This is a genomic window from Nonomuraea sp. PA05 (assembly GCF_008086045.1).
Lineage (GTDB): Bacteria > Actinomycetota > Actinomycetes > Streptosporangiales > Streptosporangiaceae > Nonomuraea > Nonomuraea monospora.
The window spans coordinates 1-17,667 of record NZ_VSEY01000012.1 but is presented as its reverse complement, the minus strand read 5'-3'; the positions used below and the strand labels follow the sequence as shown (position 1 = coordinate 17,667).

Annotated in this window: 18 protein-coding genes; 13 read left to right on the top strand and 5 right to left on the bottom strand. The window is 70.1% G+C overall.

All coding sequences use genetic code 11. From position 1 onward, the window contains the following. Window positions 1-2 precede the first annotated feature (2 nt). Window positions 3-1,364, top strand: a complete 1,362-nt coding sequence (locus FXF51_RS20005) for a hypothetical protein (RefSeq protein ID WP_148436038.1) — start codon at window positions 3-5, stop codon at window positions 1,362-1,364. Between the two features lie 184 nt (window positions 1,365-1,548). Here the strand turns inward: FXF51_RS20005 and FXF51_RS20000 are convergent, their stop codons facing one another. After that, complete coding sequence (locus FXF51_RS20000) at window positions 1,549-1,758, bottom strand: hypothetical protein (RefSeq protein WP_148436037.1); 210 nt, start codon at window positions 1,756-1,758, stop codon at window positions 1,549-1,551. A 95-nt stretch (window positions 1,759-1,853) separates the two neighbouring features. Here FXF51_RS20000 and FXF51_RS19995 point away from each other — a divergent pair, with 95 nt between their 5' ends. Then, window positions 1,854-2,399 carry a hypothetical protein gene (locus tag FXF51_RS19995; protein WP_148436036.1) on the top strand — a complete coding sequence of 182 codons (546 nt, stop codon included), beginning with the start codon at window positions 1,854-1,856 and terminating at the stop codon, window positions 2,397-2,399. A 69-nt stretch (window positions 2,400-2,468) separates the two neighbouring features. On the opposite strand, the gene FXF51_RS19990 is transcribed toward FXF51_RS19995, so the two are convergent. Beyond that, window positions 2,469-3,734, bottom strand: coding sequence for a serine hydrolase domain-containing protein (locus FXF51_RS19990; protein ID WP_148436035.1), 1,266 nt, complete (start codon window positions 3,732-3,734; stop codon window positions 2,469-2,471). Between the two features lie 91 nt (window positions 3,735-3,825). On the opposite strand from FXF51_RS19990, the gene FXF51_RS19985 reads away from it, so the two are divergent. Next, on the top strand, window positions 3,826-4,350 hold the full coding sequence (locus FXF51_RS19985) for a PadR family transcriptional regulator (protein WP_148436034.1): 525 nt from the start codon (window positions 3,826-3,828) through the stop codon (window positions 4,348-4,350). A gap of 60 nt (window positions 4,351-4,410) precedes the next feature. Here the strand turns inward: FXF51_RS19985 and FXF51_RS19980 are convergent, their stop codons facing one another. Then, window positions 4,411-4,896: a hypothetical protein gene (locus tag FXF51_RS19980; protein ID WP_148436033.1), complete on the bottom strand. Its 486-nt coding sequence runs from the start codon at window positions 4,894-4,896 to the stop codon at window positions 4,411-4,413. A gap of 271 nt (window positions 4,897-5,167) precedes the next feature. Between FXF51_RS19980 and FXF51_RS19975 the strand changes: the two genes are divergently transcribed. Further along, on the top strand, window positions 5,168-5,518 hold the full coding sequence (locus FXF51_RS19975) for an STAS domain-containing protein (protein WP_148436032.1): 351 nt from the start codon (window positions 5,168-5,170) through the stop codon (window positions 5,516-5,518). A gap of 100 nt (window positions 5,519-5,618) precedes the next feature. Continuing rightward, window positions 5,619-6,104 (top strand): DUF2231 domain-containing protein, encoded by a 486-nt coding sequence (locus tag FXF51_RS19970; RefSeq protein ID WP_148436031.1) that lies wholly within the window; start codon window positions 5,619-5,621, stop codon window positions 6,102-6,104. Window positions 6,105-6,228: 124 nt separating this feature from the next. Here the strand turns inward: FXF51_RS19970 and FXF51_RS19965 are convergent, their stop codons facing one another. Continuing rightward, window positions 6,229-6,816: a TetR/AcrR family transcriptional regulator gene (locus tag FXF51_RS19965; RefSeq protein WP_187414458.1), complete on the bottom strand. Its 588-nt coding sequence runs from the start codon at window positions 6,814-6,816 to the stop codon at window positions 6,229-6,231. Between the two features lie 98 nt (window positions 6,817-6,914). Here FXF51_RS19965 and FXF51_RS19960 point away from each other — a divergent pair, with 98 nt between their 5' ends. The 5 genes from FXF51_RS19960 to FXF51_RS19940 all read left to right on the top strand — a co-directional run bounded on the left by FXF51_RS19960 (window position 6,915) and on the right by FXF51_RS19940 (window position 11,363). After that, window positions 6,915-7,376 (top strand): DUF2867 domain-containing protein, encoded by a 462-nt coding sequence (locus FXF51_RS19960; RefSeq protein WP_148436029.1) that lies wholly within the window; start codon window positions 6,915-6,917, stop codon window positions 7,374-7,376. Window positions 7,377-7,445: 69 nt separating this feature from the next. After that, the gene (locus FXF51_RS19955; protein WP_148436028.1) at window positions 7,446-8,342 is read left to right on the top strand and encodes an aminoglycoside phosphotransferase family protein; all 897 of its coding nucleotides are present in this window, start codon (window positions 7,446-7,448) and stop codon (window positions 8,340-8,342) included. A 137-nt stretch (window positions 8,343-8,479) separates the two neighbouring features. Then, window positions 8,480-9,988, top strand: a complete 1,509-nt coding sequence (locus tag FXF51_RS19950; protein ID WP_262379679.1) for a serine hydrolase domain-containing protein — start codon at window positions 8,480-8,482, stop codon at window positions 9,986-9,988. A gap of 89 nt (window positions 9,989-10,077) precedes the next feature. Next, window positions 10,078-10,860, top strand: a complete 783-nt coding sequence (locus FXF51_RS19945; RefSeq protein ID WP_262379678.1) for a MerR family transcriptional regulator — start codon at window positions 10,078-10,080, stop codon at window positions 10,858-10,860. A gap of 68 nt (window positions 10,861-10,928) precedes the next feature. Then, window positions 10,929-11,363, top strand: coding sequence for an SRPBCC family protein (locus tag FXF51_RS19940; protein WP_148436026.1), 435 nt, complete (start codon window positions 10,929-10,931; stop codon window positions 11,361-11,363). 145 nt (window positions 11,364-11,508) lie between these two features. Here FXF51_RS19940 and FXF51_RS19935 read toward each other — a convergent pair whose 3' ends face one another. Further along, a complete protein-coding gene (locus tag FXF51_RS19935; protein WP_148436025.1) occupies window positions 11,509-12,936 on the bottom strand; it encodes an endo-1,4-beta-xylanase in 1,428 nt (475 codons plus the stop codon). Between the two features lie 318 nt (window positions 12,937-13,254). On the opposite strand from FXF51_RS19935, the gene FXF51_RS19930 reads away from it, so the two are divergent. The 3 genes from FXF51_RS19930 to FXF51_RS19920 all read left to right on the top strand — a co-directional run. Then, window positions 13,255-14,565, top strand: a complete 1,311-nt coding sequence (locus FXF51_RS19930) for a PHB depolymerase family esterase (protein WP_148436024.1) — start codon at window positions 13,255-13,257, stop codon at window positions 14,563-14,565. A 2-nt stretch (window positions 14,566-14,567) separates the two neighbouring features. Beyond that, window positions 14,568-16,364: a family 43 glycosylhydrolase gene (locus FXF51_RS19925; protein WP_148436023.1), complete on the top strand. Its 1,797-nt coding sequence runs from the start codon at window positions 14,568-14,570 to the stop codon at window positions 16,362-16,364. Between the two features lie 17 nt (window positions 16,365-16,381). Beyond that, a partial coding sequence (locus tag FXF51_RS19920; RefSeq protein ID WP_148436022.1) for an alpha-galactosidase occupies window positions 16,382-17,667 on the top strand: 1,286 nt, incomplete at its 3' end.

Below are 17,667 nucleotides of genomic sequence, written 5' to 3'. Positions count from 1 at the left end.
CGATGATCCCCATTCCCACTGCGGCGATGCTCGACGCGATCAGGTCCAGGACGGGCTACGTCGCCGAGTCGTACGTGAAGCTCGTCAACGGCGCGCGGCGCGATCTCCCCGACGACGAGGTGCTCAAGGACCTGCGCGCCCACTGGACCAAGGAGCTGTCCCCCACCTGGGTCCGACTCGCGGGGGACCTGACCACGAACCCCGCCGGACGGAAGGCCAGCGGCGAGGAGATGGCCAAGGGGCTGCCCCTGATCGTCGAAACGCTCAACCGCCTGCACGGCTGGGTTCCCGGCATCGCGAGGAACCCATGGTTCGACGGGCTGATCCAGAGAATCGAGAAGGAGGTCGTCGACCAGGTCGTCACGGGGAGCCCCGCGGCGGTGGAGAGCCTGAAGAGGTGCTTCGGGACGCGCGCGGACAAGGCCGCCGCGCGCTTCCCCGCCATCCTCGGCAAGTTCAAGGCCCTGCACGCGCAGACCGGCAAAGGCCCCGCAATGGGCTTCGTCTACGGCCCCGACCTGCCTGGCACGATGCGGGCCCTCGCTCATGGTCAAGGGGAGAAGGCCTGGGTCGAGGTGGGCAGGAGACTGCTCAACAACGTCGACGGCGACGCGGAGTCGGCGGCGGCGCTGCTGCACGAGGTGTCGCACACGCTCGCCCAGAACTACTACACGATCGACTTCGCCTACCGTGCGGTCAACGCGCACTACCTGCTCATCCCGGAGCTGGCCGAGGTCAACGCCGCCAACTACGAACAGGTGGCCGTCGACCTGCTCGGCGGCAAGCCCGGTCTCTCGGCTGCCGAGCTGGATCTGCTGCGCGGCGGCAAGGGCACGCTGCTGGAGCAGGTCCACGCGCTGATGTCGTCCCGGGTGATACGCGCCTGGATCCAGGCCCACAACCTCTACCGCGACTCCAAGGAGAAGCCGCTGCCCAGCTCCTCGTTGTCCGGCCTGGCGGCCATCCCGGACGGACCCGAGTACAAGGAGGTGGTCACCGGTCTGCTCGACGAGTTCAAGAAGCAGATGGACCTCCTGATCGACAGGGTCAACAAGCACCTGACCCTGGGCCGGGACAACGCGCTGCTGGGGCTCAAGGTGGTCTCCACGGCCACCGACACGGCGATCACGCTGCCCCCGGGCTGGGAGGGCGGGAAGACCCCCGATCAGCTCGCCGTGGCGTTGCTCGAAGTGGTGGCCAACGAACTGTGGCCGCAGATCACCACGCCGGGGGCGATACCTCCCGCGTACTCCAGCATGCAGATCGCTGGATACGCCTCAAGCGTGCAGATCCATGAGACGCCGGGGGTGCGGGAGCTGCTGAAGCTGTACTTCGACAGCATCACCAGGCCCGCCAAGGCCTGAGGCGAAGCGTCAGATGGTGCCCGCCACCTCGGGCGGAGGGTGACGCTGCCGGCCCCGCGACGTGGACCCTCGCCGGAAGTCAACCGGCCTCGTGGCCAGGCTCATGGCTCAACTGCCTCACCAGATCACTGAGGCTGTGTACGGCGGTCGCAGCCAGCGGAACGGCGTCAGCGCGCGTCGATGGTCATGCCGAGACCTTGGCAGGCCCTGCCGACATCGTCGCCGCCTCAGGACGGGTCCGCAGCCAGGCGACGACCGTGTCCTGAGCCTGCCGCAGCTCGACGGCCGAGAATCCCTTGCCGCCGACCAGGGTGACCTCCAGGGGAAGAGTCCTGGCCAGCTCCACGGCGCGAGCCGGATGCGCCCCTTGAAGCCGCCGACTTGGAGGGTTCATCCAACCTCCCCGTACGGCGGCGAACGTGCCCTCGAACCCCGCGCGGCACCCCCGGAGGGCTTCCCTTGGGCGCCGATCGTTGTCATGATCCAGCCATGAAGGACGGCGGCACCACACCCGCATACCAGGCGCGCTACGGCTGGGACCGCAAGACCATCGCCTTGGTAGCGGGCTGCGGCGTCTTCGCCGTGGCCATCCTGATCACGGACATGCCGCTGATCGCGAAGATACCGGGCGTGGTGCTTGCCGGCGCAGGCAGCCTCTACCTGGCGTACATGGCGTTCAGCCGCAAAGTCGCGTTCCAGGTGGACGAGACCGGCGTGCTGCTCGGCGGCAGCCCCGCCCGTTACAGCGCCACCACCGCCCACGTGCCCTGGGAGGACATCACGGGTGTCGTCCTCTGGCGCCAGGCCGCGGGCGGCGCCTCGGTGCCTTACGTCGGGGTCACCCGAAGGCAGGGAGCTCCGGCTCTGCCTGGGGACAACCCGAGGGCCCGTGCCGTCCTGCGGCATCTTGTGCCGGTGCCCGCCGACGTCGCGATCTCCTCCCGGACAGTGACCGGCTGGCGCCTCGACAAGGACCGCCTGGTCGCCGCCGTCTCCCACTTCGCACCCGGCATCCCGGTGAAGGAGCACTCCTGATCGCGTGAACACGACCCTTCGCTGACGGGCACAGGACGGTGGACCCTTGCGCTGCCAGGTTGGAGAAGATCAGGCGGCGGGGCGGGCGGTGACGTCGTGGCCCGCCCAGTTCAGCGCCACCTCGCCGGTCGCCCGGAAATCCAGCTCCACCTCACCTTTCATCCTGGCGAAGAAGCGCGTCTCGGACATGGGCCGCAGTTCGGTCCTGGCGAGCCCGTGCACCTGCACCATCAGCCGGTCGCCGGCGCGCGTGACCTCCATCGTGGAGGTACGGCCCAGGTGCCGCATCGTGTAACGGCCGGTGTACCGGTCGAGGACGTCCGGGTCGACAACGACGAAGGTCCGGCGGCTGGGCGGCTCGTACGGCTCGCCGCGGGCGATGGCCGCCAGGGCGGCCTCGATCTCGGTGAAGGCGGCGTTTTCGATGTTGGACAGCACGGTCACGAAGAGGTCGTCACGACGGTGGTGCGCGGAGACGCTGACGAAGCCGATGGTGCCGCCCGAGCTCTCGACCCGGTCCCCGCGTACCGCACACCCGTACCCGTAGCCGATCCCGTCGGCCGTGACGTGCGGCTTGACCAGCTCCGCGAGCGATTCGGGACGCAGCAGCCGGGGCAGGCCGCGGTTCCAGCGGTGCAGGTCCTCGACGGTGGAGTGCAGGGCCCCCGCGGCGTCCTGATGGGAATTGTGCAGGTACGGCGTGCGGGTGAGCCGGCCGTCACTCGCCATGTAGCCGACGGCGTGTCCCCGCCCGGGATCGTCGCTCAGGCCGCTGCGGTCCATGGCCAGGGGGGCGAGAACGTTCCTGCGGACGTACTCACCGTAGGTCAGGCCGGACGACCGCTCGATCACCTCACCGAGCAGGATCCATCCCGAGTTGCTGTAACTCATCCGCGCGCCGGGATCGAACAGCGGCGGCCGGTCCTTGAAGTCGGCGATGAGCGCCGCTCGCGTGCGCGGCGTTCCCATGATGCGGGTGAAGCCGTCGGTCGTGACGTAGTCGGGGATGCCTGAGGTGTTGGTCAGCAGGTGGTGCAGGGTGATCGCGTCGCCTTGCGGGTAGCCGGGCAGGTGGCGGCCGATCGGGTCGGTGACGCGAAGCCTGCCCTGTTCCTGTAGTCGCAGGATCGCGATCGCGGTGAAGGTCTTGGTCTGGGAGCCGATCCTGAACGCCGTCCGCGGCGTATTGGGCACAGCGTGCTCGTGGTCGGCGCGGCCGTACCCCTTGGCGAAAAGCCGCCTGCCCCGGCGGGCGACCAGCACCGCGCCGCTGAATCTGCCGAGCCGTGCGTACGCACGGACGAGCGTGTCCATTCTTCGCGCGAGCAAGAACATCACTCACCTCCACTTTGATTATTCAATTTTGACTATCAGAGCACGAGGCCGCTGATATGGTCAACCTTGACTATCGCGTGGAGGTGTTCGAGTGTCGTCGACCCGGCTGCTCGTCCTGGGAGTGCTCAACGAAGGCCCGCGGCACGGCTACGAGATCAACCAGCTCGTCATGGCCGGAGCGCTGGAGCAGTGGACCGACGTGAAGCCGGGGTCGGTCTACCACGCCCTGGCCAAGCTGGAAGCCGAAGGGCTGGCCGAGACACATGCGCAGGAGCGCACCGGTGACCGGCTGCGCCGCGTGTACGCGATCACCCCCGAAGGCCGCCACACGCTACGCGACCTGCTACGCAAGGCGCTGTCCGCACCCCCGCACTCCACCAGGTCCGACTTCGCGCTGGCGCTGCGCTGGCACGCGTTGCTGGATTCCGGCGAGGCGCGGGAGCTGGTCGCGGCCTCCTCCCGGGCGCTGGAGGGCCGGCGGGCGGAGATCGCCGCGGGGCGGGAAGCGAAGGCGGGGCTGTCGCCGCTGGCCGACGCGCTGTTCGAGAACGCCGAGGCGCACCTGGCCGCCGACGCCAAACTCCTGGAGGACCTCCGGCGCCTGCTCGACCGATGACAACGAGCCGTCGCCCGCATCACCTCTGAGCGGGCACCTTCCCAGAACGCGCTGACCCTCTCACCGCGCATCGCGCGGACCCGACATCCAGGCGATCAGGCCCATGAGAGTCAGGACGGGGATGGCGATCAATCCGGCGGAATGCCACGCAGGGGCCAGCACCTCAAGATCGCCATCATCGTTGAGCAGCCAGAACCGGGTCAGGGGAGAGAGCAGCACCGCCACGACCAGGGTCAGCTCGTACAGGATGAACCAGACGCCGGTCGGCACGGTCGACCTGGAGGGCGATCGATGGTTCAGCCGGTCGAGCACGGCGATGAGCGCCGCCTCGGCGGCCAGGATCAGCGTGATGCCGAGCGTCACATCCCGCGCGTGCGCAACCTCCAGCTCCACTTGTTCCAGCAACACGTCAGTCCATGGTTCGTCGTACCAGGGGTTGAGTTCTCCTGTCGTCGGAGCGATCGACTGGAGCGCGATCAGGTTGACCGCGGCGTACAGGACCGGGGCTCCCAGGGCGGCCGAATATATGAGGCGACGTACGTTCACGCGCTGTTGGATGCACAAAGTGGGCGTGAGGGTTCCGGAACTCGTGAGATCTCGGTGCGCTGCGTCAGCGCTCGTACGCGACTACTCAGGACGGCCGCCGTGGGACGTACGCCGTGACGATCCAGGACGTCAGGCTGGGTTTCCGGGCACGGTCCACGTCCTCAACCGGGGGGCCGGAAACAGGTAGGTCGTGGTTGAGGCGGCTTGCTGAGGGTACGGGAGGGGACTCGGCGCACCAGAGCGCCGGGCGCGCACCAGCTAGGAACCCTTCATGAGACTGGATCTCAGCGTGAGCCTGTCCGCAGGCGCACCCGTCGTCGGCGTAAGTGGCGAGGTCGATCTGCTGACCGCCGACGATCTGTACGAATTCCTCGCCACGGTGATCCGGCAACGCGGCCCGCGGCTGAGCGTGGACCTGCGGCGGGTGACCTTCATGGACTCGCGCGGCGCCACCGCCATGCTGCGGGCGCGCAGGCTGGCCCGTTCGCTCGGCGGGAACCTGACGCTGATCGGCCCCAGCGCTCCGGCGGCCCTGGTGCTGCGGGCCGTCCTGCCCGACCAGGACCTGGCTCCGCCAGGCCGGACGGCGGTGGCGGTGCCCTGCCGCCATCCGAGTGTGTAGCGACCAGGGCGGGGCTTCGTCTGGCGATGAGCCTGGGGCGGCATGGTCGCATCGGCGGAGGGTAGCCGCTGTCGTACCTTCCGGATGCGCAAGGAGCGTCATGGACAGCAAGGCCAAGGCATTGGGACACCCGGTGCATCCCATGCTCATCGTCTTCCCCCTGGGGCTGCTGGTCACAGCGGCCATCTTCGACATCCTCCACCTGATCACCAACGGCTCCGGCTTCCCGCTGGCCGCCGGTTACGCGATCGCCGCGGGGCTCATCGGCGGCGTGGTCGCGGGGGTGTTCGGTCTCATCGACTGGGTCGCCATCCCGGCCGGCAGCCGGGCCAAGCGGATCGGCGCCCTGCACGGGATCGGCAACGTGCTCGTTCTCCTGCTGTTCGCCGGTAGCTGGTGGCTGCGGACCGGCACCGACTGGGTTCCCACCGTCCCGGCCCTGATCCTGAGCTTCGCCGGGGTGGCCCTGGGAGCGGCGTCCGGCTGGATGGGCGGGGAACTGGTGGACCGCCTCGGCGTCGGGGTGGACGAGGGCGCGAACGTCAACGCGCCCAGCTCGCTGTCCGGCGGGCCCGCCACCCGCTGAACGTCCAGCGGGCGTCAGGCCCGCCACCTGCTCCACGCGCGGGCCTTCCTGGTGCGGCTGCCGCCGGCTCGCAGGAGCCCGGTCAAGGCGCGCTCCGGCGCCTCGTCGGGAGTAGGGGGCACCCCTACCCCTGAGGTCGGTCGCCGGGGGCCGGCCGGGGTCGGTTGAGCAGCAGGTCGCCGACGTGGGCGAGGACCTGGGCGCGGGTGCGTCCGCCGTGGTCGGCGGCCAGGAAGTGCGCGCCGATCGCCGCGCAGAAGGCCAGCACGCTGCGGGCCTCGACCTCGTCGGGGTCGGCGCAGAACGTGCCGATCATCTCGCGCAGCAGCTCCATGCGCCGGTTGTCGACCCGCCGCAGCCGCTCGGCGACCGCCTCGTCGTGCCGGGCCCAGCCGCGGACGGCGAGGTCGATGGGCAGCAGGCGGTCGTTGGAGAAGGTGAGCATGCCCGCCCGCTGGATCTTGGCCTTGGGATCGCCGCCCTCGCGTTCGACGCGCTCGATCACCTCGTCGATGCTCTCCCGTTCCCAGGCGTCCAGCATCGCGGTCAGCAGGGCGTCGCGGTCGGCGAAGTAGCCGTAGAAGCCGCCTTTCGTGACGCCGAGCCGCTTGGCCAGCGCCTCGACGCGGACGGCGTCCGGACCCCCGGCGGCCAGCGCCTGGAGCCCCGCCTCGACCCACTTGTCGCGTGGTGTGCGGATCGCGCCCACCATGTGTCCCACCTCACCCTGTCCGCCATCTATACGGTGCCGTATAAATGGGTCTAACCTCGCCTTATACGGTAGCGTATAGATGAACGGAGACCAGCGCGATGATCATCCCTGAGCCCGTCCGCGCACTCAGCCCCCTGTCCGACTACACCGACCACTACACGCTCTCCACCGGCGTGCGCGCCACCCCCGAGCAGTGGGCCCGGGCAATGTTCGGCGACGTGCCGAACGCCGCGGAACGGCTGATCTGGAGCGGCTGCCTCCGGCTGCGGCTCAGCCGGGAGCCTTCGCCGGAGACCGTGGCCGGATGGCGCATCGCCGAGCAAGGGCCGGACTGGATCCGGATGGAGGCCGCGTCCTGGTTCCTGACCGCCAACATCGTGGTGCGGGCCGTCGAGGGACAGGTGGCGGCGGCGACCTACCTGCGGTACGAGCGGCGGCTGGGAAAGGTGGTGTGGACGTTGTTGTCGCCGGTCCATCGGGCGCTGGTGCCGCGAATTCTGCGCATGGGCGTGGCCGCGCGCCAGAGGGTGGACGGCGGGCGAGCCGCGGGATACGCCTGACTCCCGGACATGGGCGTTGATCGGCAACGTGCCGGAGCCCGCCCCGCCACCTCGGTACTGTGACGTCGCATGACCGACACCGAGATCACCGCGGCCCTGGTCCGCGACCTGCTGCGGGAGCAACACCCAGACCTCGCGGACCTGCCCGTCCGCGAGGTGGCGGGCGGCTGGGGCAACCACATGTGGCGGCTCGGGGACGACCTGGCCGTGCGCATGCAGCGCATGGACCCCACCCCCGAACTCCAGCTCAAGGAGCGGCGATGGCTGCCCGTGCTGGCCCCGCGCCTGCCGCTCCCGGTGCCGGCCCCGGTGCGGTCCGGCGAGCCGTCCGAGCGCTTCCCCAAGCACTGGACGGTGATGACGTGGGTTCCCGGCGAGCCGCTGGACCACGCCTCGATCAGCCGCGGCGCCCACGCGGCCGGCACCCTGGCCGGTTTCCTCCGGGCGCTCCACGTGGAGGCGCCCGCCGAGGCCCCGGCCGGCACGGACTTCGGTGCCCACCCCAAGAGGTGCACCAGCGGGTTCGAGCGGTTCTTGCAGGCCATCGACCCGGACGCCGTCGGCGACGTCCGCGCGGTCCGGGCCGTCTGGGACGATGCCGTCGCGGCCCCCGAGTGGGAGGGCCCGCCGGTGTGGGTGCACGGTGACCTCCACCCCGCGAACGTGGTCGTCTCGGACGGGACGCTCTCGGGCGTGATCGACTTCGGCGCCTTGTTCGCCGGCGATCCGGCGTGGGACCTCGGCGCCGCGTGGGTGCTGCTCCCCGCGGGCGCGGCCGCACGCTTTTTCGACGCGTACGCGCAGGCGGACGAGGCGACGATCAGGCGCGCCCGCGGGCTGGCCGCGATGAAGAGCCTCTTCCTGATGCTCATGGGGCAGCACGGAGATCGGGGCCTTCCCGGCGGCAAACCGCACTGGGGGCCCGCGGGCCGGGCGGCACTCGATCGTGTACTGAAGTGCGGTTGAGGTTCCGCGGGCACGCTCGCCCTGGCACAGCATCTGTGAGACAGATCACCGTTGTGGTTGACCTCGGGTCAGGGTGCAAGCTCGGCGCAGCGGCGGCGACGCCGACCCGGACACGGCAACCCCGAAGGGCGCCCACCATGACGATCACCCTCTCCGACCAGGACAAGAGCACCCTGCGGATCGCCGCGTACGGCGCCGTGGCGCTGATGGCCACTGCCGCAGGCAAGCCCCACAGGATCGCCACCGACGGCGGCATCGCGCCGGCCACCGGCCTGATCGGGCACGTGCTCGCCGACCGGCCCGAGCCCAGGGACCTGGCAGGCACGTCCGTGGCCGAGATCGCCGGCCGCGTGCTGCCGGCCCTGACCGCGGCCATGAACCTCCTGAAGCAGCACGATCCGGCCGAGGCCGGCAACTTCCGCCGCACCGTCCTCGTCGCCGTCGAGACCGCCCAGACGCGCCGGCCCCGGCCGGGCCCCGCCACGACCGAGATGGCCCGCGAGATCACCGCTGCCCTCGACGCCGCCGGGCCGGACCGCCCCCAGCTGCGCACGATGATGGAGGAGATCGTCGAGTCCGGTTTTCTCGGGGTGACGCTGCGCGTGCGCGACGAGCGCGGCGAATGGGCGGGCAGCGCCGGGACGGCCGAGCTGGGCGGAACCGCGAAGCCGCCGGTCGACGGGCACGCCAGGATCGGCAGCAACACCAAGACCTTCACCGCGGCCCTGGTGCTGCGACTGGTGGCCGAGGGCAGCATCGAGCTGGACACCCCGGCCGCCGACTACCTGCCCGGGTTCGGGCTGGACCGGCGGATCACGGTGCGGATGCTGCTGCAGCACACCAGCGGCCTGTTCAACTTCGTCGGCGAGGTGTACGAGGACGGATCGATCGTGCACGGGGTCCCCGTGCCCTACGGCACCACGGGCAAGGAGTGGGTGGACAGCCGCTTCCACACCTACCGGCCCGAGGAGCTGGTACGGCTGGCGCTGTCCAAGCCGGCCCGGTTCGAGCCGGGGACGGGCTGGAGCTACTCCAACACCAACTACGTGCTGGCCCGGCTGCTGATCGAGCAGGTCACAGGCCGCCCGCTCGCGGAGGAGATGCGGCGGCTGATCCTGGAGCCGCTCGGCCTGCCGGGCACGGTGGTGCCGGACGCCTCGCCGGAGCTGCCCGAGCCGCACGCCCACATCTACTACCGCTACGAGGACGCCGGCCGCGAGCGGACGATCGACGTCACCCGCTACAACCCCTCCTGGGTCTCCACCGGCGGCGACATGATCTCCACCACCCAGGACCTGGCCACGTTCATCTCCGCGCTGATGAGCGGCAAGCTCCTGCCGGCGCCGCTGCTGGCCGAGATGTGCGCCCCGCACCCCACGGGCCTGCCGGACATGGACTACGGGCTGGGCTTGTTCGTCCAGAAGACGGATGGTGGCGGCACCGTCCTCACGCACAACGGCGGCAACGTCGGCTCCTCGACGCTGATGTACAGCACGCCCGACGGCAGCAGGACCCTGACCGCCGTACTGAACTGGGTGGACGACGCAGACCTGTCCATAACGGCGAAGTTCCGCCCCGCCCAGCACAGGCTCGTCAACGAGGTGTTCCGCGGTGAGCAGGCCGATCCGGCTCGGCGGGCGGACTGAACACCCATGACCCGGACGTTCCATCGTGGGACGCGGCCGGCGGTCGTCCGCCTGGCCGCCGAGCCCGAGCACAGGGCAGGATGGTGCCGATGAACGGAGTCACGATCGGGCAGGCGGCGGCATTCGTCGGCGTCACCGTCAAGACGGTGCGGCACTACCACAAGCTCGGCCTGGTGAAGGAGCCGGAACGCGACAGCTCCGGCTACCGGCGCTACGGCTCGGCCGAGCTGTTGCGGCTGGTCCAGGCCCGGACGCTGGCCGCCGCCGGGGTGCCGCTGGCCGAAGTCGGGCCCCTGCTCGACGCCGACCCCGCGCTGTTCACCGCCGCGCTCACCGACGTCGAGCGGCAGCTCACCGAACGGATAGAGGAGCTGGTCGCGCGCCGGGACATGCTGCACCGGCTCACCGACGGAGACCGGGCGCTGCTGCCCGACCGCGCCGTGGCGCTGCTGGAGCGGCTGTCCGGCCTCGGCCTCTCCGCGGACGAGGTGGCCGCCACCAGGGAGGGCTGGGTGCTGGCCAGAGCCCTGGTCCCGGAGGGCTTCGACGACTTCCTCACCCACGTCGAGCAAGCCCTCGACGACCCTCAGTACGTCGAGCTGAGCAAGCGCGCCATCGAAGCCGCGGCCTGGGAGCCGGACGACCCGCGCCTGGCCGAACTCGCCACCGCCGTCGCCGACCACTTCCTCGCCAACCCGGCACACCTGAAGATCGTGACCGGCCTGCAAGCGCGCACCGACGCCGCTGCCCGCTACCACCTGATCGCCCACCACGGCGAGGAGCAGGGCTCGGCCACGGCCCGGGGGGTCGCGATCGTCGAGGCCAAGCTCCGCGCCGCGGGCATCCACATCCCCCGGCCGGACACCCACTGACCGGAACCGGGGACGTCCACCTCCAGCCGCTGAGACGACGCCCGCGGGCCGCCTCGTATCATCGCCGGATGATCGAACTTCAGGAGGCCGGGGAGATCGCCTGCCCGGCCGGACGCGTGTGGGCGATCGTCGCCGACTACGGTCGGGATCCACACTGGCGCAACGGCGTCGAGACGATGGCGCCGCGCCCCGAGGGCGTCGTCCGGGTGGGCACGACCACCGCCGAGGTGATGCGGTTCGCGGGCCGGACCTATCGCAACGGGGGCGAGGTCGTCCAGGTGGAGCCGGGCCGCTCGTTCGCCTGGCGCACCACGTCGGGGATCGACGCCGAGGGCGGCAGGCTCGTCGAGCCGCTCGGCGCGGACCGGTGCCGCTTCACCTTCCACGTGCGTGTCACCCCACGCGCGACCTCCGAGAAGTTGCTTGAGCCGGTGCTGAGGTGGTTGTTGCGGCGGTCGGTCCGCGCCGACATCCGCCGCTTGGCTGCTCTCTGCGGTCCATGACCGTACGACCGTCGCCGCCGCCTTGCGCGGCTTCCGGAGCGAGCTCACGAGCGATGAGCACGCCAGGACCGCCGGCGCCCGCCTCGAACGAACCTTCACAGGTCGTCGTCCGAGCCGTTGCCGGCGGTCGATGGCTAGGTGCGGCTCACGCGGTGGCCGGGTTGTAGGTCCACTTCTGGTTGTTGCCGGTGTGGCAGCTGTAGAGCTGCAGGCCGGTGCCGTTGGCGGTGCCGGCGCCTACGGCGTCCAGGCAGAGCCCGGACTGCACTCCGACGATGGTGCCGTCGGAGTTGATGCGCCATTTCTGGTTGTCGCCGCCCCAGCAGGAGTAGATCTGGATCCTGGCGCCGTTGCCTGTGCCCCCGGCGTCCAGGCACTTGCCGCCGGACCTCAGCTCCCCGGCCGAGGTCTGTGTCCATTGCTGGTTGGACTGGCCGTTGCAGTCCCACAGGTGCACCGCCGTGCCGTCGGTGGTGCTGGCGTTGGGCACGTCCACGCAGCGGCCTGAGGCCACGCCCTTGAGCTGTCCCGCGTTGCCGCCGGGCGTCGGCGAGGTGGTGCCGCCGTTGAGCGCGTTGAGTACCGAGGTGTAGGCGGGTTTCTTGTTGCCGTTGCCGTCGAAGAGCAGCGGGGCGGCGCCGGAGCCGAGCCAGGAGTCGGTGTCGCGCACCCCCCAGACGGTGACGCCGGTGCAGCGCGGCACGGCCAGGCAGTCGTTGACCACGTTGGCGTAGGTGGTGGCCGAGCCGCCCTGGATGTCGAGTTCGGTGATCTGGACGTCCACGCCGAGGGCGGCGAAACTCTGGATGGTAGTGCGGTAGTTGCTGTTGTAGGGGCTGTTGCTGTTGAAGTGGGATTGCAGGCCGACGCAGTCGATCGGGACGCCGCGGGCTTTGAAGTCGCGGACCATGTTGTAGACGCCTTGGGTCTTGGCCCAGGTCCAGTTGTCGATGTTGTAGTCGTTGTAGCAGAGCTTGGCGGCCGGGTCGGCGGCGCGGGCCGTGCGGAAGGCGACTTCGATCCAGTCGTTGCCGGTGCGTTGCAGGTTGGAGTCGCGCCGGCCGCCGGAGTTACCGTCGGCGTAGGCTTCGTTGACCACGTCCCAGGCGTAGATCTTGCCCTTGTAGTGGGCCATGACGCCGTTGATGTGGTTGATCATGGCCTGGCGCAGGGTGCTGCCGGACAGTGACTGCATCCAGCCCGGCTGCTGGGAGTGCCAGGCCAGGGTGTGGCCGCGGACCCGTTTGCCGTTCTGCACGGCCCAGTTGTAGACCCGGTCCCCGGCGGTGAAGTTGAACTGCCCCCGGTTGGGTTCGGTGGCGTCGATCTTCATCTCGTTCTCGGCGGTCACCATGTTGAACTCGCGGTTGGCGATCGTGGTGTAGGCGGAGTCGCCGAGTCTGCCGGAGGCGATGGCGGTCCCGAAGTAGCGGCCGCTCTGTGCGGCGGCCGCGCCGAGTGTGCTTTCGGCGGCGCCGGCCGGGACTGCCGTCGCCAGAGCCGTGACCAGGCCGAGCGCGCCGAGCGCACCGGCGATCAGAGCTCGTCGGGCGGGGGATGGGGGCATGCGCATGCTTGAGCCTCCGTACGCGAATCAGGGAGAGCACCCAAGTGTGGGAAGCGCCGCCGAAAGTTGTCAAGAATCAACTGAAAGTTTCGAGGCAGTGTGGCCCTGTCGCGGCTGAAACTATCGGCTGGGTCGCGCATGAAAGTTTCATGCGGACGCTCTAGCTGGTCGGGGTGAGAAACCGATGGTGAGCGTGCCCGCCTGCCGCCCACTCCGACTGGTCGCAAGCTAAGGCGTTCTTGACAGTACGTTTCCGCCTCGGGTTTGCTCCCTCGTGCCACCGGCCCAGCGTTTTTGTTAGCGCTAACAGTGAGAGGTGAGCCCATGCAGCGAAGCGAACTCCGTACCCGAAGAGGCGCCCTGGCGGCTCTGATCACGGTGGCGGTCACCGTGCTGTCGATGTTCCTCACAGCCGCGCCGCAGGCGTCGGCGGCGGTGCTGACCGAGGTGACTGGCTTCGGCAACAACCCCGGCAACCTGCGGATGTACCTCTACGCGCCGGACAGGCTGGCCTCCCGGCCGGGCGTCCTGGTCGCGATGCACGGCTGCAACGGCTGGGCGCAAGGCTTCCACCAGGGCACCGAGTTCGCCTCGCTGGCCGACCGGTACGGCTTCGTCGTCATCTACCCGCAGGCCAACAAGAGCGCCAACGGCCTGTCGAACTGCTTCGACGTGTGGTCGAACGAGGCCTTGCGGCACGGCGGCGGCAGCGACCCGGTGTCGATCGTCTCCATGGTGAGCTACGCGTTGCAGCGCTACAACGGCGACCCGCAGAAGGTGTTCGCCACCGGCTTCTCCTCCGGCGCCATGGAGACCCTCAACCTGCTCGCCACGTACCCGGACGTGTTCAAGGCCGGCGCGCCGTTCGCGGGCGTTCCGTACGGCTGCCTCGGCCCGGCCGGATGCGGCGACAAGAGCCCGCAGCAGTGGGGTGACCTGGCCAGGAACGCCTATCCCGGCTACACCGGGCCGCGCCCGCGGGTGATGGCCTGGCACGGCACCGCCGACGACGTCCTGCCGTACACGATGCTGCAGGAAGAGATCGACCAGTGGACCAACGTGCACGGGCTGAGCCAGACGCCCGCCTCCACTGACAGCCCGCAGTCCGGCTGGACCCGCCGGGTCTTCGGCTCCGGCCAGGTCGAGTCCTACACGATCAACGGCGCGGGCCACAACCTGCCGCACCCCGGAATGGCCGCTTACGCGATCCGCTTCTTCGGCCTGGACGACGGCTCCTCCACCCCCACCCCCACCCCCGGCGCCCCGATCAGAGGCGTGGCCTCCGGGCGCTGCGTGGACGTGCCCGGCGCGGCCACCGCCGACGGCACCGCCGTGCAACTGTGGGACTGCAACGGCCAGCCGAACCAGCAGTGGGCCGCCACCCCGGCCGGCGAACTGCGCGTCTACGGCAACAAGTGCCTGGATGCCGCAGGCACCGGCAACGGCACCCGAATTCAGATCTACGCCTGCCACGGCGGCGCCAACCAGCAGTGGCGGCTGAACGCCGACGGCACCATCACCGGCGTGCAGTCCGGGCTGTGCCTGGACGCGGTCGGCCAGGCCACCGCCAACGGCACCCGAATCCAGCTCTACACCTGCCACGGCGGCGCCAACCAGCGCTGGACCGGAAGGTGACCATGAAACGACTCGCGCTCGTGCTCATGGCGCTGCTCTGCGTCGTGACGACGGTCCCGGGCACGGCCAGGGCCGACAACCCGATCGTCCAGACGATCTACACCGCCGACCCCGCTCCGCTCGTGCACAACGGCCGGGTCTACCTCTACACCGGACACGACGAGGACGGCTCGACGTACTTCACCATGAAGGAGTGGCGGGTCTGGTCGTCCGCGGACCTGGTGAACTGGACCGACCACGGCTCGCCGATGAACGTCGCCACCTTCAGCTGGGCGAGCGCCGACGCGTGGGCGGGCCAGGCCGTCCACAGGAACGGCAAGTTCTACTGGTACGTCCCGGTGAAGGACCGGGCGAGCGGCCAGATGGCCATCGGCGTCGGCGTCTCCACCAGCCCCACCGGGCCCTTCACCGACGCGATCGGCCGCCCGCTCGTCAGGAACGGCGAGATCGACCCCACGGTCTTCATCGACGACAACGGGCAGGCCTACCTGTACTGGGGCAACCCCAACCTCTGGTACGTCAGGCTGAACGCCGACATGATCTCGTACTCCGGCAGCCCCACGCAGATCCCGCTCACCACCGCGGGCTTCGGCACTCGCACCGGCGACACCACCCGCCCCACCCTGTACGAAGAGGGCCCCTGGGTCTACAAGCGCAACGGCCTCTACTACAACGTGTTCGCCGCGAAATGCTGCTCGGAGTTCATCGCCTACTCGACGGCCCCCGGCCCGACCGGCCCCTGGACCTACCGCGGGACGGTCATGCCCACGCAGGGCGGCAGCTTCACCAACCACCCCGGGATCATCGACTTCAACGGCGGCTCGTACTTCTTCTACCACAACGGCGCCCTGCCGGGCGGCGGCGGCTTCACCCGCTCGGTGGCCGTGGAGAAGTTCACCTACAACGCCGACGGCACCATCCCGACGATCAACATGACCACGGCAGGAGCGCCCCAGGCGGCCGCCTTGGACCCCTACGTCCGCCAGGAGGCCGAGACGATCGCCTGGGGGTCCGGCGTGGAGACCGAACCCGCGAGCGAGGGCGGCATGAACGTCGGCTGGATCGAGAACGGCGACCACGTCAAGGTCAAAGGCGTCGCCTTCGGCTCCGGCGCGACGTCCTTCAGCGCGCGCGTGGCCTCGGCGACCAGCGGCGGCCGGATCGAGCTGCGCCTGGACGGGATCAACGGCCCCCTGGCCGGGACGTGCACCGTGCCGGGCACCGGCGGCTGGCAGACGTGGACGACGGTCACCTGCCCGGTGAACGGCGCGACGGGCACTCATGACCTGTACTTCCGCTACACCGGCGGCAGCGGCAACCTGTTCAACGTGGACTGGTGGCGTTTCACCGCCGGCGCCGGCGGGAATTTGCTGATCAACGGCGACATGGAGGGCGGCACCACGGGCTGGGGCGCCTCCGGCGGGGCCCTGTCGTCCGTCACCGCCCCGGTGCACGCAGGCACGCGGGCGCTGTCCATCACCGGGCGTACGACAGCATGGAACGGCATCACCCAGGACGTGACCGCCAAGCTCACCAACGGCAGGAGCCACACCACGAGCGTGTGGGTGCGGTCGCAGAGCGGCACGCCCAGCGCCAAGGCGACCCTCGCGGTCACCGCCGGCGGCACGACGAGCTACGTCCAGCTCACCCCGGCCACGCCGGTCAGCTCCGGCGGCTGGACCCGGCTCACCGGCACGGCGGCCGTCTCGTGGACCGGGACGCTGACCGGCGCCACCTTCTACGTCGAGACGACCGCGGGCACCGACGGCTTCTCGATCGACGACGCCTCGTTCGAGTAGCCCCAAGGAGGAGTCAGATGCGCAGGATCATGAGATGGTTCCTGGCGGTGTCCCTGGCCGCCGGTTCGCTGGTCGCGATCGGCAGCGGCACCTCGCCCGCCGCCGCGCTCGACAACGGGCTCGCCCGTACCCCGCAGATGGGCTGGAACGACTGGAACACCTTCTTCTGCAACGTCAACGAGAGCCTCATCCGGCAGACCGCGGACATCATGGTCTCCAGCGGCATGGCCGCGGCGGGCTACACCTACGTCAACATCGACGACTGCTGGTCCACCAGGAGCCGCGACGGCAACGGCAACCTGGTGCCGGATCCGCAGAAGTTCCCCAGCGGCATGAAGGCCCTGGCGGACTACGTCCACGCCAAGGGGCTCAAGCTCGGCATCTACTCCTCGGCGGGCACGACCACGTGCGCCGGCTACCCGGCCAGCCTCGGCTACGAGCAGCGCGACGCCGCGCTGTGGGCGTCCTGGGGGATCGACTACCTCAAGTACGACAACTGCGGCGACCACCAGGGCAGGACGGGGCAGCAGCGTTACACCGCGATGCGCGACGCGCTGGCCGCCACCGGCCGCCCGATCGTCTACAGCCTGTGCAACTGGGGTCAGGAGAACGTGTGGACCTGGGGGATGCCGGTGGGCAACTCCTGGCGCACGACGGGCGACATCGCCGCGAACTGGAACTCCGTCATGGGCATCCTGGACCAGCAGGTCGGGCTGGAGGCGTACTCGGGGCCCGGCGGCTGGAACGACCCCGACATGCTGGAGGTCGGCGTCGGCGCGCTCACGCCGACCGAGGGGCGGGCGCACTTCAGCCTGTGGTCGCTGCTGAACGCGCCGCTCATCGCGGGCAACGACCTGCGGTCGATGAGCGCCGAGACCCGCTCCATCCTGACGAACACCGAGGTCATCGCGGTCAACCAGGACTGGGGCGGCAGGCAGGGCCACAAGATCAGCGACAACGGTGATGTGGAGGTGTGGCGCAAGCCGATGTCCAACGGCTCGGCCGCGGTCGTCCTGCTCAACCGGGGCGCCACGACCACTACCGTGTCCACCACCGCCTCCGCCCTCGGCCTGGGCCCGGCGTCCTCCTACGCGGTGCGCGACCTGTGGGCGCACACGACGTCCTCCTCGTCCGGGACGATCAGCGCGTCGGTGCCCGGGCACGGGGCGGCCATGTTCACCGTCACCGGCGGCGGCCTCGTCCCCGCGGTCGCCATCAGAGGGGCCGGCTCGGGCCGCTGCCTGGACGTCACCGGCGCCTCGCAGGCCAACGGCGCGCAGGCGCAGATCTGGGACTGCAACGG